The organism is Endozoicomonas sp. 2B-B (assembly GCF_053470045.1).
The window spans coordinates 1,378,700-1,395,826 of sequence record NZ_JBLZMU010000001.1; the positions used below are offsets into that span (position 1 = coordinate 1,378,700).

8 protein-coding genes are annotated in these 17,127 nt (G+C 48.2%); all 8 read right to left on the reverse strand.

Annotated elements, in window-relative coordinates; translation table 11 throughout:
- Nucleotides 1–180 precede the first annotated feature (180 nt).
- Nucleotides 181–2,004 carry a hypothetical protein gene (locus tag ACOMHB_RS05785; RefSeq protein ID WP_448215845.1) on the reverse strand — a complete coding sequence of 608 codons (1,824 nt, stop codon included), beginning with the start codon at nt 2,002–2,004 and terminating at the stop codon, nt 181–183.
- A gap of 167 nt (nt 2,005–2,171) precedes the next feature.
- Nucleotides 2,172–3,827, reverse strand: a complete 1,656-nt coding sequence (locus ACOMHB_RS05790) for a hypothetical protein (protein ID WP_448215846.1) — start codon at nt 3,825–3,827, stop codon at nt 2,172–2,174.
- Nucleotides 3,828–4,033: 206 nt separating this feature from the next.
- Nucleotides 4,034–6,538: a hypothetical protein gene (locus ACOMHB_RS05795; RefSeq protein WP_448215847.1), complete on the reverse strand. Its 2,505-nt coding sequence runs from the start codon at nt 6,536–6,538 to the stop codon at nt 4,034–4,036.
- 125 nt (nt 6,539–6,663) lie between these two features.
- A complete protein-coding gene (locus ACOMHB_RS05800; RefSeq protein WP_448215848.1) occupies nt 6,664–9,015 on the reverse strand; it encodes a hypothetical protein in 2,352 nt (783 codons plus the stop codon).
- Nucleotides 9,016–9,126: 111 nt separating this feature from the next.
- Nucleotides 9,127–10,833: a hypothetical protein gene (locus tag ACOMHB_RS05805; RefSeq protein WP_448215849.1), complete on the reverse strand. Its 1,707-nt coding sequence runs from the start codon at nt 10,831–10,833 to the stop codon at nt 9,127–9,129.
- A 180-nt stretch (nt 10,834–11,013) separates the two neighbouring features.
- Nucleotides 11,014–13,317, reverse strand: coding sequence for a pentapeptide repeat-containing protein (locus tag ACOMHB_RS05810; RefSeq protein ID WP_448215850.1), 2,304 nt, complete (start codon nt 13,315–13,317; stop codon nt 11,014–11,016).
- Between the two features lie 180 nt (nt 13,318–13,497).
- The gene (locus ACOMHB_RS05815; protein ID WP_448215851.1) at nt 13,498–14,940 is read right to left on the reverse strand and encodes a hypothetical protein; all 1,443 of its coding nucleotides are present in this window, start codon (nt 14,938–14,940) and stop codon (nt 13,498–13,500) included.
- Between the two features lie 128 nt (nt 14,941–15,068).
- Entirely contained in the window at nt 15,069–16,976 is a 1,908-nt protein-coding gene (locus tag ACOMHB_RS05820) for a hypothetical protein (RefSeq protein ID WP_448215852.1), read from the reverse strand.
- Nucleotides 16,977–17,127 lie beyond the last annotated feature (151 nt).

Sequence of the window (17,127 nt, forward strand, 5' to 3'; positions counted from 1 at the left end):
GACAGACAATGACGGTAGCAGCAAAAGCGATGTAGCATAGATTAAGTGTTTAATAATTCTATCCTTGCATACTGGTATTCAGAGAGGAAGGATAGAACAGGAAAATAAGTGTGTTTTTCTGTTAAAAATTAAAGGCTGCACTGGGCAAAACTTCTTGAAAGCTCAGATAAGCGTAGCTACTTATTTCAGTTTATCTGACTGAAGGCTGAGGTCATCTTTCTGGTTCACATCATCAGGTTTGCGTTTTCGATGTATTCTTTTGTGATTCGACAGGTCTGGAGAATTTTTGCAGACCTTCCCGCATGGCTTTGGCTGGCCATCCTCCGCTAGCACGGATACGTTGCAGGTTTTTTGCCCGCTGTGCTCTCTGTTTTTGTGAGATGACAGGGCTTTTGTATTCTTGCAAACCTTCCCGCATGGCTGCTGTTGACCGTCGTCACCGATCAGGGTTACGTCACAGGCTCGCTGTCTGCTATGGTATCTGCTTCTGTGATCCGACAGGGCCTGAGCGTTCTTGCAGAGAGCCCCGCATAACCGCTGCTGGCCATCCTTTTCGATGACTGTCTGGGCGCAGGTTCGTTGCCCGGTGTGGACTCTGCTTTTGTGAACCGACAGAGCTTGTGCATTTTTGCAGAACCTTCCGCATGGCCGCTGCAGGCCATTTACTCCGACCACTGTTATGTCACAGGTTTGTTGTCTGGTGTGGTACCTTCTTATGTGATTCGACAGGCTTTTCGCATTCTTGCAGACAGCCCCGCATGGCTGCAGCTGGCCATCTTTCCACATCACAGTTGCATCACAGATTTGTTGGCCGGTGTGATCTCGTTTTTTGTGCTCTGACAAGGCTTTTGCATGCTTACAGACTGTCCCGCATAGCTGCTCCTGACCATCCTCTTTGATCACTATCACGGTACAGGTTTTTTGCCCGGTGTGGTATCTGCTTTTGTGAACCGACAGGGCGTGAGCATTCTTGCAGGTCTTCCCACATGGTCGATGTTGGCCATCTTCCCCGATCAGGGTCACCTTACAGGATTGTTGCCCGCTGTGGACTGTTGCCCGGTTTGTGCCTGTCCTGGAAAGATAAGGTGGGCTTTGATCCAATTGGGTTGATGCCGTTGCTGTTGGTAGTATTTCTGAAGTCCTGATTGGGGGGGTGAAATGGCTAAGTGTAAAGGGAATTCCGGTTTCTCCGAGAGGACTACGATTACGCAGATTGAGTAACCCGCTGATTATAACCAAATCATCAGAAGTGACAGACGCATTCCCTGGCATTCGCACATGACCAGGTAACGATTGAGTCGGCTCTCTGTTATCGGATGATACACGGAATCGACAAACGCCCTGACAGGGATCGACGAAACAATTTAAACCTAAAGTGTGTGAGTGTTGTTCAGGCGCTTCGTCACCGTCACCAGAGTCAGAATGCAAGAGATAAGTGAAATAAACTACAGTCTGGGTGGTAGCTTGCGGAGCATGCTGGGCGGAAGAGTCTGGCGGTGGGTATTCTGGTGAGTTATGTCCAGAGTCAAGCATTGTCGTGATGGTCACAAACGGGTGGTTTCCATGTGTCAACATAGACTTTGCCTGTTGTTCAATCGGATTAAACAGCAGTGAATCCTGGTTCCAATAGCTTCTTAAAAGCGAGTCGGCAGCAAACAATACTTCTACAGGCAGCCATGAATCAGAATTTAAGTCTGGGTTAGCTTTTCTGTTGGTCAGGATCAGTTCGTAAGCAAGCAGCAGGTTCGCGGCGTAAAGCAATTGCCATGAGACAGACTTGATGATGGTTGTTTTTGCCTCGTAATAACCGGACCTGTGTGGTTTGTTATCAGACTGTGAGCATGGTCCTGAGTTGCCGTTTGTGTCAGTAATGTCTGATGGATGGCCTGACAATGTATCTGACAATGTATCGCCTGAAAATGTATCCGGGTCACGATCTATTGAGAAGGAATGTTTTGGAGAACCTGCATTCTGTTCAAGCTCGACTATTAAACTTCTTGTCAACACTTCGGCCTGACAGAAGACGGATAACGAAATTATCGGCAGCAGCAGTGCCGCAAAGAGTAAGTGTTTAATAATTCTATCCTTGCTTTCTGGTATACAGAGAGCAAGGATAGATCAAGAAAATAAGCGTGTTTTTGTGTCTTTCTTATGAAAGGACAGGTGTCAGATCAAGGGGGGCAGTCATTGTCCCGGCCTGCATCAACAGGTTTGCGTTTTTGATGTACTCTTTTATGCTCCGCAAGGGTTTGAGCATTCTGACAGACCGTTCCGCATGATCGTTTCAGACCATCCTTACCAACTACTGGAACGTCGCAGGTTTGTCGACTGTTATGCTCTCTGAATTTGTGAGATGACAGGGCTTTAACATTCTTGCAAACCTTCCCGCATGGCCGCTGCTGGCCATTTTCACCAGTTATGTTTATGTCACAGGTTTTTGGCCCGGTGTGGTGTCTTCTTTTATGATCCGACAGGGCTTGAGCACTTTTGCAGAACGCCCCACATGGTCGCCGCTGACCATCCTTTGCGACTAAGGTCAGGTTACAGACTCTTTGCCCGGTATGATGTCTTTTTTTGTGATCGGTCAAGGCGCTAGCATTCTTACAGAGTATTCTGCATGGCTGCGGGAGACCATCCTCCCTGACCACGGTTACGTCACAGGTTTGCCGCTCGTTGTGGTGATTGTGTTTGTGATTAATCAGGGCTTTAGCATTCCTGCAGATTTTCCCGCATGGCCGCCACTGACCATTCTCCCTGATCATTCTGACTTCACAGATTTTTTGTGCGGTGTGGACGCCGCTTTTGTGAGAGCACAGTGAATCTCTGTTCTTGAAGACCTTCCCACATGGCCGCTGCTGGCCATCTTTCCCGACCAGGGCCAGGTCACAAATTCGTTGCCTGCTTTGGACTGTGGCTTGCTTTGGGCGTAAATGGACAAGAGGACTCAGGCTTTGACCTAATCGTGATGACCCTGTTGTTTGTTGTGTTTCTGAAGTCCCTATTGGCGGTGTTGAAAGGGCAGGCGTGAAAGAAGTTCCGGTTTCCTCAAGAGGCTCAGTGTTACTTAAATTGATTAACCCATTGATTATGCTGAAATCATCTGAGAAGGAAGACTCATTCCAGGGCGTCTGCGCATCATCAAGTGGCCATTCAGCTGCCGTTCCGCTAACTGCTCTGAATTGGCAAACACCACGACAGGGATCAACAAAACAATTTAAAGCTAAAGTGTGTGAGTGTTGTTCAGGGCCCTCGCCACCGTCGTCTGAATCAGAAAAAAGGAGACGGGTGAAATAGCCGATAGTCTGAGTGGTGGCTTCTGGTGCTTGCTGGCTGGATGATTCTGGCGGCGGCTGTTGTGGTGGGTTGCACCCTGAGCCAAACATTGTTGTGACGGTCGTAAACGGGCGATTCTCATGCGTTAAAATAGAAGTCGACTGTTGATCAATCGGGTTAAACAGAAATGAATCCTGGTTCCAATAGCTTTTTAAAAGGCAGCCGACAGCCGCAGCCACTTCTGCAGGTAGCCATGAATAAGGGTTGGAGTTCAGGGGAATGTCTTTGGTGGTAAGGCTCAGTTCGTAGGCAATCAGTAGAGTCGTGATATAAAGCCATTGCCGTGAAATTGACTTAATGAGGTTCGTTTTAACGTAGTAACCGCAGGTTTTTTCTAGTTTGTTATCAGGCGGCGTGTCTGATCTCACATAGCCGTTTGTTTCAGCAATGTCTGAATGGCAACCCGGCAATGTATTCAGGTCAGGCTTTATAGTGAAGTTCTCTTTTGGAGAGCCGACATTTTGTTCAAGCTCAATTATGAAATTTCTTGTCAATAATTCCGCCTGACAAACGACAGATGACAAAAGCAACTGTAAGAGCAGTACAACAAAGAGTGAGTGTTTAATAATTCTATCCTTGTTTTCTGGTTTAAAGAGAGGAAGGATAGATCAAGAAAATAATCGTGTTTTGCTATCAAAACTTTCTGTCAGAAATTAAAGGCCGTGAAGGGCAAAATCATTATGAAAGGGCAGGCATCAGATCAAGGGCTGGGGTCATTGTCGAGGCCTGCATCAAAAGGCTTGCGTTTTCGATGTATTCTTTTATGTTTTGACAGGGTTTGAAAATTCTGACAAACCGTTCCACATAGCCGCTGCTGACCGTCTTCCCCGACCACTTTTTGGTTACAGGTTTTTTGCCCGCCGTGCTTTCTTCTTTTGTGATCCTGCAGGCTGCCAAGATTCTTGTATAATTTTCCGCATGGCTGCTGCTGGCCATTCTTCCCGACCGCAATCACGTCACAGGTTTGTTGTCCGGTATGGACTCTGTTTTTGTGATTCGACAGCACTTTGACACCTTTGCAGACACTCCCGCATGGTCGCAGTTGGCCATCATTACCGACTATGATCACGTCACAGATTTGTTGTCCACTATGGATTTTGCTTTTGTGATCCGACAGGGCTTTGACACTATTGCAAACACTTCCGCACGGTTGCTGCTGACCATCATTACCGACTATGATCAGGTCACAGGTTCGTTGTCCACTATGGAATCTGTTTTTGTGATCCGACAGGGCTTTGGCACTTTTGCAAATAGTTCCGCATGGTCGCTGCTGGCCATCCTCCTCGACTATGATCATGCTACAGGTTTGCAGTCCGGTGTGGGCACTTCTTCTGTGTTCCATGAGGCTTACAGCACTCTTGCAGACTCTCCCGCATGGTTGCTGATGACCATCCTCCCCGACTATGGTCACGTTGCAGGTTTTTCGCCCGCTGTGAACTCTGCTTTTGTGATCGGACAGGGCTTTGGCATTTTTGTAAACTCTTCCGCATGGTCGCTGCTGGTCGTCATTCCCGACTACGGTAATGCTACAGGTTTGTGGTCCGGTGTGGGCGCTTCTTCTGTGTTCAAAGAGGTGTCTGGCATTCTTGCGGACTGCCCCGCATGGCTGCTGCTGACCATCCTTCCCGACGATGAGCACTCTGCAGGTTTGTTTTTGTTGTCTGGCGTGGGCGCTTCTTTTGTGCTCCAGGAGACTTAGCGTATTCTTGCAGACTTTTCCGCACGGCCGCTTAAGACCATTCCCCAAAAACAGGGTCAAATCACAGACTTTTTGTCCTGTGTGGGTTCTGCTTTTGTGATCCGACATCGCTTGAGCATTCCTGCAGATCTTTCCGCATGTCTGCTGCTGGCCATCCTCCCCGGGCACTGCCACGTCACAGGTTTTTTGCCCGGAGTGGTATTTGCTTTTGTGAGCCGACAGGGCTTGAGCGTTCTTGAAGATCTTTGCGCATGGTTGCCGCTGGCCATTCTTCCCGACTATGGCCATGCTACAGGTTTTAAGTCCGGTGTGGTCCTTTCTTCTGTGCTTCTGGAGGTATAGAGCATTCTTGCAGGCTGTCCCGCATGGCCGCTGCTGGTCAACCCCCATGGTCACGTCACAGGTTTTTTCCCCCGTCTGCCGTTTACTTTTGTGATTCGTCAGGGTTCGTCGGCAGTGGGTATCTCCTTTAAAAGGAAAACAACCCGAAGGTGAAGTTCCTGCTAATTCAAGCGTTTCCGAAGCTTGTAATTTGCCTGTCTGGGAAAGATGAGGTGGACTTTGCTCAGATTGGAATGATTGTCTTGTTGGTTGTGCTACCGAAGTCTCTGTTGAAGGGATAGGTATACAGGAAATACCGGTTTCTTCAGGAAGACTATGACCACGTAGATTGAGTAACCCTCTAACCATAGCCCAGTCATCAGAGGAGATAGGCAAATGTCCTGACATTGGCGCATCATCATTGAGTGGCCACTTATTGGCCCCTCTGTTTTCGGGTGATGATCGGAATTGACAAATGCCATGACAGGGGTAGACGAAACAATTTAAACCTAAAGTATGCAGGATTTGTTCAGGATCCCCGTTACCGTCGCCAGTGCCAGAATATAGCGGATTAGTGAGAGAGCCTATAGGCAGAGGAGTGGTTTGTGGGGGTTGCTGGCCGGATGACTCTGGAGGCTGATATTGCGGTGGGGTATATCCAGAGCCGTAGACAGTGATGATGGACGCAAACGGATGGTCCTGCTGTTTCAATAAAGATGTCGTCTCTTGTTGTTCGCTCAGACTGAGTTGTTCCAACGGGTTAAACAGGGCTGAATCGAGGTTCCAGTAACTTTTCAAAAGCCAGCCGACAGCAACAACCACCTCTACAGGTACCCAAGAATAATTGCTCGAGCTCAGTGGGGAAGTTTTGGTTGTCAGGATCAGCTCGAAAGCAACCAGCAGATTCGTGGTGTAAAGCCAGTGCCACGAAATTGACGCAACGATGGTTGTTTTTACCCGGTAACCACTCGAATTGTGTTGTTTTTTATCAGGCCGTGTATACGATCCTCCATAGCCGCGTGTGTCAGTGACGTCTGACGGGTTGCCCGGCAATGCCGACAATGTGGACCGGTCAGGTTTTATAGAAAATTTTTGTTTTTTAAACCCCGTATTCTGTTCAAACTCAACAGTAAAGCGCCCTGTCCATGCTTTGGCCTGACAGGCGAAAGACAGCAACGGTAGCAACAGCAGTGCCGCAAAGAGTGAGAGTTTAATAATTCTATCCTTGCGTTTCGGGATATAGAGAGGAAGGATAGATCAAGAAAATAAGCGTGTTTTTTTGTCTTCCTCATGAAATGGCTGCTGTCAGATCAAGGGTTGAGGTCTTTGTCCCTGTCTGCATCAACAGGCTTGCGTTTTCGATGTATTCTTTTATGATCCGAAAGGGCTTTTGCATTATTCAAGAGCTTCCCGCATGAATACATCTGGCCATTCTCACCGACCAGGGTCGCGTCACAGATTTGTTGTCCGGTGTGGTATCTTTTTTTGTGGTTAGTCAGGGAATTGGCATTCTTCAAGGCCATTCCGCATTGCCGGGGGAGACTATCCTCTCCGACCACGGTCATATGACAGGTGTGGTACCCGCTGTGATATTTGTATTTGTGATCCGCCAGCGAGCTTGCATTCTTGCAGACCTTCCCGCATCGCCGCTGCCGACCATCCTTCCCGATCACGGTCACGTAACAGGTCTGTTCTGAAGTGTGTTGTCTTCTTTTGTGATTCATCAGGGAGTTAGGATTCTTCCAGACAGTCCCGCAATGTCGTCGAAGGCCATCCTCTCCGACCACAGTCATATAACAGGTTTGCTGCCCGCTGTGGTGCTTGTATTTGTGATCCGCCAGCTTACTCTTGTTGCTGCAGACTTTTCCGCATGGCCGCGGCTGGGCACCGTCTTCGGTCACTGGCAGCATACAGGTTTGTCGTCTGGTATCGCAGGCGCTTTTGTGAGTCGACAGAGCTTTGGCATTCATGAAGACCTTCCCACACTTCTGTTGGCCATTCTCGCCGATCACGGTCATGTCACAGGTTTGTTGTCCGGTATGATACCTTCTTTTGTGATTCATCAGTGAATTAGTATTCATACAGACCGTCCCGCACGGCCGCGAGAGACCATCCTCTCCAACCATGGACATAGAACAGGTTTGTTGGCCGCGGTGATATTTGTATTTGTGATCCGCCAGCGCGAGGGCATTCTTGAAAACCTTTCCGCATGGCTGCTGCTGACCATCCCTCCCGACAACGGTCGCGTCACAGGTTTGTTGACCGGTTTTGTGTCTTCTTTTGTGAGTAGACAGGGTATCGGCATTCTTACACACCGTCCCGCATAGTCGTGTACGGCCATCTTCCAGGACCACCGTTACGCCACAGATTTGTTTTCCGGTGTGTTCTCTTCTTTTGTGATTTGACAGTGCACTGGCATTCTTGCAGATCTTTCCGCATTGCTGTTGCAGGCCACTTTCCCCGACCACCATCACGTAACAGGCTCTCTGTCCGGTGTGGTATCTGCTTTTATGAACCGACAAGGCATAAACATTCTTGCAGATTTTCCTGCACGGCTGCGGCTGGCCATTCTCGCCAACTATTGTTAAGCCACAGGCTAGTTGTTCGTTATTGTTTATGGCTTGTACTCTGTCTGTCCGGGAAATATGAGATGAGCTTTGATCCAATTGGGATGAGTGAGTGACTGTTTGTTCTGTTTTTGAAATCCCCGCATGGGATGTGAGATGGCTAAGCGTGAAGGAGATTTCGGATTCTTCGGGACAACTTTGATTACGTAGATTGAGCAGTCCGTTGATTATAACCAAATCATCAGTGTTGAGCGTTGTTGCATCATCAGGCTGATGCGCTTGTCGTTGGGAGGGGTTATGTTCATTGGCAAAATGAGGGTATAAGCCTTGTCCGGGGTGGGTTTCTGTGCAGTTTGACGAGATTTCCTGGTAATTCAGCGTCCATTCAGCGGGCCTTTTGCCATCGGTTGATGGTCTGAATCGACAAACGCCGTTACAGGGGTGAGCGAAACAATTTAAACTTAAAGTATGTGAGAGTTGTTCAGAGCCCCCGTTACCGCCGTCAGTGTCAGAATAAAGCGGGTTAGTGAGAGAGCCTTTTGGGAGATTAGTGGTTTGTGGGGTTTGTTTACCGGATGCTTCTGATGGCTGGTGTTGTGTTGGATTTTGTCCATAGCCATACATAGTAATGAGGATCTCAGACAGATAATCCTCCTGTGTCAACATGGATGTCGTCTGTTGTTCGATTGGGTCAAATAAAGGTGAATCGGGATTCCAATAGTTTTTTAAAAGCCAACCGACAACGACAACCACTTCTGAAGGTACCCACGAATAAGGGCTGGAGTTTAGAGGGTTGTTTTTGGTGGTCAGGAGCAGTTCGTAAGCAACCAACAGATGAACCGCACAAAACCATTGCCACGAAACTGACTCAATGATGGTCGATTTAATCTCGTATCTGCCCGATCTTTGTCGTTTTTCACCAGACGGCGAAGCTGATCTTGTGCAGCCGTTTTTGTGAGCAATATCGGATGGATTGCCTGACGATGTATGTTGATTATGCTTTATAGAAAAGCTCTGGCCCGGAGAATCTTTATCCTGTTCAAGCTCGACAGTAAACCGTCCTGTCCAGGGTTCGGCCTGACAGACTGCAAACAACGAAAGCAGCAATAACAGCGGTGTCGCAAAGAGTAAGTGTTTAACAATTCTATCCTTGCCTTTTGGTTTACAAAGAGGAAGGATAGATCAAAAAATAACTGAATTTTTCTGTCAGAGACCTGAGTTATCGTCAGGCACTGGTTTGCGTTTTCGATGTGTTCTTTTTTGACTGTAAAGGACCTGGGTCGTCTTGTCGGCCATCGCGCATGGCCGCCGCTGACTATCCTTCCACACCACTGTTACGTCGCGGGTTTTTTGCCCATTGTGGTTTTTTCTTTTGTGATCCGACAGGGCTCTGGTACTTCTGCAGACTCTCCCGCATAGTCGCTGCTGTCGATTCTTTCCGATCACTATCCAGTCACAGGTTTTTTGCCTGGTGTGGTGTCTACTTCTATGATCCGCCAGGGCGCGAGCATTCGCCACTGTCAACCCACATTGCCGTTGTTTGCCATCCTCTGTGACCACGGTCAGGTTACAAGTTTTGCGACCGGTGTGGTATCTGCTTTTATGGCATGAAAGCGCCTGAATATTCTTGCAAATCTTCCCGCATAGTCGCTTCTGGCCATCCTCTGTGACAACGATCTTGTCGCAGGCCTGTTGCCCGGAGTGGTCTTTTCTTTTGTGATCCGACAGGGCTTTAGGATTCTTGCAGACCATCCCACATCTCTGCTGCTGACCATCCTTTCCGACTCTGGTCAGGTAACAGATTTTTTGTTCGCCGTGCTCTCTTCTTTTGTGTTCCTGCAAGGCTTTCGCATTCACGCAGAGCACCCCACATAGTTGCTTCTGACCCTCCTTCCTGACCAGGATCACTTCACAGCTTCGCTGCCTGGAAGGGTTTACTCTACAGGTTAACCTGGGACCTATTGTGGCTGGGTCAACTTTTTCTTCGTCGATTTCGTCTGAGTCAACCTTTTCTACGTCGATTTCGTCTGAGTCGATCTTTTCTACGTCGATTTCGTCTGAGTCGGCCTCCTCTATATTGACCTCACCTGAATCAACCTCTTCTTTATAGTTGCAGCTTCTGGTTGGGTTGATAACAATGCTATGCGCCTGAAATAGTTGGACAGATGTACATTGGAGTTGAATGTCAGAAAAAAACTCCATGCTCTCGAAAGGCAAACCTTGTCGGAAGTCTGTAGCGTTTAGAAAATCAAAATGACCTATACAACTAAAGCAGTATCCATTAGCCAAATGAGGGCATGAACTTTGTTCAGGTAACGCCCTTGTGTGGTCTGTCGAGCTTCCAACTGAACCCAGAGGCCACCCGGCGGATGCTCTGCTATCGAATGATGATCGGAATCGACAAACGCCATAACAGGGATAGATGAAACAATTTAAGCCCAAAGTATGTAAGTGCTGTTGCGGGCCTCCTTTACCGCCGCCAGAACCAAAATACAGAGGGCTAATGAAAGAGCCTGCAGGTTGTTTGTTAGCTTGTGATGCTTGATGGCCAGATGATTTTGATTGTTGGTATTGTGGTGGGTTTTGCCCGGAGCTAAACATCGCAGTGATAGTCGCAAGCGAGTAATCTCCCTGTGTCAGCATAGAGGTCGCCTCCATTTGTTCAATAGGGTTAAGCAGGGCTGAGTCCGGATTCCAATAGCTTTTTAAAAGCTGGCCGACATCAACAAAGGCTGCTATTAGTACCCATGAATAGGGCCTGGAGCTCAAAGGGAACGTTTTCACGCCATAACTGGTGGCTCTGTATGGTTTCTTATCAGGTGGAAAGTTTGTATTCTGTTCAAGCTCGATAATAAAATGTATTGTTAACGACTCAGCCCGGGAGATGAAAGGGAAGGACAGGAGCAACAACAACAACAACGCTGCTGAAAAGAGTGAGTGTTTAATAATTCTATCCTTGCATTCTGGTCTACAGAGAGGAAGGATAGATCAAAAATAAGTGTGCTTTTCTGTCAAAAAACTTCTTGTAAAAAACCTCTGCCATAAATCAGAGGTTGCGGCGGGTAAAACCTCATTGAAGTCGTCTAATGGTCGTTACTTTTTCTTCTTACTTTCAGGTGCACTGAGGTCACCGGTCTGGTTCACATTCACAGGCTTGCGTTTTCGATGTATGCCTTTGTGATACATTAGAGCTGCATTATTCTTGCAGGCCTTACCGCATGGCCGCTGCTGGCCGTCTTCCCGGACGACGGGTTCGTCACAGGTTCTTTGCCCACTATGGATCCGGAGTTTGTGAGATTTCAGGGATTGAAGATTCTTGAAAACTCCCCCGCATTGCCCCGTTTGGCCATCCCTCCCGACGACTGTTAAGTTACAGGTCTGTTGTCCGGTGTGGGCAATTCTTTTGTGATTCTGCAGGGCTCCGGGATTCCTGCAGACCTTCCCACATGGCCTCCGCTGACCATCCATGCTGACCAGGATCACACCACAGGTTTGTTGCCTGGCATGTTTGCTTCTTTTGTGATTCGACAGAGCAATAGCATTTTTGCAGACCTTCCCGCATTGTCGCTCCTGACGATCCTCCCCGACGACGGTCAAGACACAGGTCTGTTGCCCGCTGTGGCATAGGCTTCTGTGAGTGTAGAGGGATTTTGCATTCTCGCAGATCTTCCCGCATGGACGCCGCTGGCCACCCTCCGCAACCACTGTCACGGCACAGGTTTGTTGCCCACTATGGATTTTGCTTTTGTGAGAGATCAGGCTTTCTTTGTTCTTGCAGACCGTTCCGCATGGTCGTGGCTGGCCATCCTCTCCGACCACGATCACGATACAGGTTTGTTGTCCGGTGTGGGCAATTCTTTTGTGAGTCCGCAGGGCTTCAGGATTCCTGCAGACTGTCCCACATGACTTCTCCTGGCCACCCTCCCCGACCACTGTCATGTCACAGGTTTTTTGCCCACCGTGGCATTTGCTTTTATGAGTTGACAATGACCGGGCATTCTTAAAAAGCCTCCCACATGGTTGTTGCTGGCCATCCTTTCCAACTGTGGTTACAGCACAGGTTTGTTGTCCGCTGTGGGCTGCTTTTTTGTGTTCTGTCATGGCTTTAGAACTCTCACTGACCATTCCGTAGCGCCAATGTTGATCATTATTCATGGTCCCTATTTCGTTGCAGGCTTCTTGTTTGACCAGGGCTGTGGCTGTCCTTACACCCATTGAGACCGGGGCGAGCCCGTCTAAGGCAGCCCCGTCCAGGGCGACCCCGTCCAGGGCGACCCCGTCAAAGGCGACCCCGTCTAAGGCGACCCCGTCTAAGGCGACCCCGTCTAAGGCGACCCCGTCTAAGGCGACCCCGTCTAAGGCGACCCCGTCTAAGGCGACCCCGTCTAAGGCGACCCCGTCTAAGGCGACCCCGTCTAAGGCGACCCCGTCAAAAGAGCTGCGATTATAGGGTCGGATGCCATCAGTGTCGTGTGTCCGAATGAGTTGTCCAGAAGTATATTGCAATTGAATGGCGGGGGGATTATTCAATGCTTCCAAAAGTGAGTTTTGCTGGTCATGTCCAGTGCTTTCAGTCTGAGAATGACTGAGGCAACCATAGGAAGGTCTATTGGCCAATTGTAGGTATGAGCTTTGTCCGTATGTCAATTCTGTGTCGTCTGTCCAACTGTTCAGGAAATCCAGCATTCCGCTTTCGGATGATGGTCGAAATTTGCAAATGCCATTACAGGGGTAGACGAAACAGTCTAAATCCAACGTATGTTGGTATTGCTGAGGGTCTCCGTTCCCTTCCTCAGAAGAGGAAAACAGTATGCTGGTGAAATGGCCTGGAGGGCAGATGTGAGTGGCGGGGGTTTGCTGAACAGATGATTCTGATGATTGTCCTTTTTGTTGGTCATGTTCACAGCCTGCCATCACAGTGGTGATCGAAAATGGTTGATACCGCTTTTTCAATATAACTGCCGATTGTCTTTCAATTGTGTTTAACAGCAGTGAATTGGGGGGCCAATAGCTTTTTAAAAGCCAGCCGATAGCGACAACCACGTCCACAGGCAGCCGTGTAAAAGCGGGGTAGCTTAGAGGAACGTCTCTGGTCGACAGGGTCAGTTCGTAAGCAATCAGCAGATTAGTGGCATGAAGCCACTGCCAGGAAATCAACTCATTGAGGGACATTTGAACTCCATAGCCATCTTCTCTTTGTCGTTTGTCTTCGGCTAGAGAGTCAGATCCTGCATAGTTGTTTGTGTCAGCAATGTCGGACGGGTTTCCCGGTAATCCAGGTTGGTCACGCTTGATGGAAAAACTCAGATTTGGACAACTTGCATTCAGTTCAAGCGCGACAATAAAATGACCTTTCCAAAATTCAGCCTGACCAACGACAGAAAACGACAGTGTCATCAATATAAGTATTGCAAAGAGTGAGTGTTTAATAATTCCATCCTTGCATTCTGGTCTACAGAGAGGAAGGATAGATCAAGAAAATTAGCTTGCTTTTCTGTCAAAGAACTTTTTTTTAAAAAACGCTGTTAAAAATCAAAGGTTGCACGTGGTAAAACCACATTGAAGCCATACTGGTCGTTACTTTCTCTTCTTACCTTTCGGAGGACAGAGGTCATCCTCCTGTTCAAAGTTAACAGGCTCGCGTTTTCGATGTTTTCTTTTGTGATTCGCCAGAACTCCGGCATTTTTGCAGACCTTCCTGCATAGTCGCCGCTCGCCATCCTTCCCGACCACGGTCACATCACAGATTTGTTGCCCTCTGTGGATTCTGGATTTGTGAGATGACAGAGATTGAAGATTTTTGAGTACTACCCCGCATAGCCTCTGTTGGCCATTTTTCCCGACCACTGTCACGTTACAGGTTTGTTGACCAGTGTGAGCACCTCTTTTGTGAACCCTCAGGCTGGCAGGATTCGCGAAGACCTTCCCGCATGGCCGCTGTTGGCCATTTTTTGAGACCAGGGTCATATCACAGGTTTGTTGTCCGGCGTGGTCTCTTGTTTTGTGATCCGAAAGGGTTTTAGCATTCCTGCGGATCATCCCGCATTGCTGCAGCGGGTAATCCTGCTTGATCACCATCATGTTGCAGAATGCATTCCCGGCAGAGGCGTTTGTATGGGTTGCCACTGCACCCATTGATTTTATGGCGACTCCGTCTGAGGTAGCCTCGTCTAAGGCGACCCCGTCTAAGGCGACCCCGTCTGAGGCGACCCCATCCATTAAATTGCAACGATAGCAGTTTTTATTGGCAAAATGAGGGCATGGCCCTTGTCTGAGTGCTGATTCTATTTGGCAAATCAAACTCTCCACGGAATTCAGCGCTCCGCTGTCCGATGGAGGTCGGAATCTGCATAGACCATAACACGGATGAACGAAACAATTTAAATCCAACGTATGTTGGTGTTGTCGAGGACTTTCGTTACCGTCGCCATAATCAGAAGACAGATGACTGGAGAAATAACCTGAAGGGCGGGCAGGTGTTTCGGGAGCTTGCTGGTCAGATGATTCAGATGGTTGACCTTGCTGTTCATGTTTATAGCCAGGCATCGTAATGGTGATTGCAAGCGGGAGCTCATCCTGTTTCAACATAGATACCGCTTGCAGTTTAATTGGATTAAACAGCGGTGAACAGGGGGGGCAGTAGCTTTTTAAAAGCCAGCCGACAGCGACAACCACTTCTACGGGTAGCCGTTTTGAGCCTGGAGGAGCGTCTCTGGTAGTCAGGATCAGTTCGTAGGCAATCAGCAGCTTGGCAGCGTGGAGCCATTGCCAGAAGATCGACTCAATGAGGGTCGTTTTTACCTGATAATCGTCAGGTATGTGTCGTTTGTCATCAGGCGGCGAATCGGATTTTGCATAGTCGTTTGTGTCGGTGATGTCTGGCGGGTTTCCAGATAATGTGAGTTGATCGCGCTTGATAGAAAAACTCGGGTTTGGAAAACCTGAATTCTGTTCAAGCTCGATAATAAAATGTCCTGTCCATGGTTCAGCCTGACAGACGAAAGAAACCGGTAATACCATCAATAGTGTCAGAGCAAAGAGCGAGCGTTTAATAATTCTATCCCTGCATTTTGGTTTACAGAGAGGAAGGATAGCCCAAGAAAATAAGCTTGCACCCGGTAAACCTGATTGAAGCCATGTACTGGTCGTTACTTTTTCTTTTTACTTTCTGGATGACTGAGGTCATCGCCCTGGTCCACATCAACAGGCTTGCGTTTTCGATGTCTTCTTTTGTGATCCGACAGGGATCCTGCATTCTTGCAGACCTTCCTGCATGGGCGCTGCAGGCCATTCTTCCCGACGACGGTCATGTCACAGGTTTTTTCCCGAGTGTGGTATCTGTTTTTGTGAGATAAAAGAGATTGAAGATTTTTGAAATTTACCCCGCAGGGTCTTGCTTGGCCATCCTTTCCGATTAGTGTAGTGTCGCAGGTTTGTAGACCGGTGTGGGCTCTTCTTTTGTGAGCCTGCAGGGCTCCAAAATTCCTGCAGACCTTTGCACATGGTCGCTGTTGGCCATCTTCTGAGACCAGGGTTTTATCACAGGTTTTTTGTCCTGTATGGTCTCTTCTTTTGTGATTCGAGAGGGCTTTAGCATTCCTGCAGACCTTGCTGCATTGTTGCTCCTGCCCATCCTCCCCGACCACGGTCAGGCAACAGGTTTGCTGCTCGCTGTGGTAATTGTTTTTGTGAGTGTAGAGGGTTTGTGCATTCTTGAAGGTCTTCCCGCATCGCTGCTGTTGGCCATTCTTTCCGACTACTGTTTCGTCACAGGCTCTTTGCCCGCTGTGGTATTTGCTCTTGTGAGAGTAGAGGGTTTCTATATTCTTGAAAGTCTTCCCGCATGGCCGCTGCTGGCCATCCTCCCCGACCATGATCGCGACACAGGTTTGTTGCATGCGGTGGTCTCTTCTTTTGTGTTCTTTCAGGGTTTTAGAATTAATGCAGGCCTTCCCGCATGGCTGCAACTGGCCATTCTCACCGACCAGATTCACATCACAGGTTTTTTGCCCGCTGTGGTATCTGTTTTTATGACATGACAGGGCGTGAGCATTCTTACAGAGCTTCCCGCATGGTCGCTGCTTGCCATCCTCACCGATCAGGGGCATGTCACAGTTTTTTTTCCCGGTATGGTATCCGCTTTTGTGAGACATGAGGGCTTTGGCATTCTTAACGGCCGTCCCGCATTGCCTTAGCTGGCCATCCTGCCTGACCATAATCACATTGCAGACTACTTTCCCGGCAGAGGCGGTTGTATCGGCAAAATGCGGGCATGAGTCTTGTCTGGGTGTTGCCTCTGTGTGTCCAGTCGAACTCTGTAAGGAGTTCAGAGTTCCGTTGTTGGACGAATCGGACAATGGTCGGAATCTGCATAGGCCATGACAGGGATGGATGAAACAATTCGAATCCAACGTATGTTGGTGTTGTTGAGGGCCCTGGTTACCATCGCCAAAGTTGGAAAACAAAAGACTGGTCAGATGGACTAAAGGATGAGTATATGTTTGGGGGGCTTGCTGGTCAGATGATCCTGATGGTTGACCTTGTTGTTGGTTACGTCCATAGCCAGGCATCATGGTGATGATCGCCAAACATTGATCCTCCTGTGTCAATATAGATAACACTTGTCGTGCAAAAGGATAAAACGGCGATGAATCCGGTTTCCAATAGCTTTTTAAAAGCCAGCCGCCAGCGACAATCACTTCTACAGGTAGCCATGAGTAACAAATGAAGCTTGAAGGAGCATATCTGGTGCTCAGGGTCAGCCCATAAGCAACCATCAGGTGAGTGGCGTAAAGCCATTGCCACGAAATGAACTTGATGAAGGTCGTTTTTTCTCTGCAAATGTAAGTTTGCTGTCGTTTGATATCAGAAAGCGAATCGGATTCCGTATAGTCTTTTTTTTCGGCGATGTCTGATGGGTTGACCGGTAATCTGTGTTGGTCAGAAAAGCTGCGGTTTGGAAAACCTGAATTTAGTTCAAACTCGATAATAAATCGTCCTGTCCATGGATCAGCCTGACAGACAACAAAAAACGACAGTGATATCAAAAGAGTCATTGCAAACAGTGAGCGTTTAATAATTCTATCCTTGCATTCTGGTCTTCAGAGAGGAAGGATAGATCAAGAAAATGAGTGTGCTTTTCTGTCAAAGAATTTCCTTTAAAGACCCACTGTTAAATAAACTTTGTTAAAAACCAAAGGTTGTAAC

Coding starts and splice junctions, on each gene's coding strand:
- ACOMHB_RS05810 (WP_448215850.1), bottom strand. CDS start 13,317: ATGACACTGTCGTTTTCTGTCGTTGGTCAGGCTGAATTTTGGAAAGGT.
- ACOMHB_RS05815 (WP_448215851.1), bottom strand. CDS start 14,940: ATGGTATTACCGGTTTCTTTCGTCTGTCAGGCTGAACCATGGACAGGA.
- ACOMHB_RS05820 (WP_448215852.1), bottom strand. CDS start 16,976: ATGACTCTTTTGATATCACTGTCGTTTTTTGTTGTCTGTCAGGCTGAT.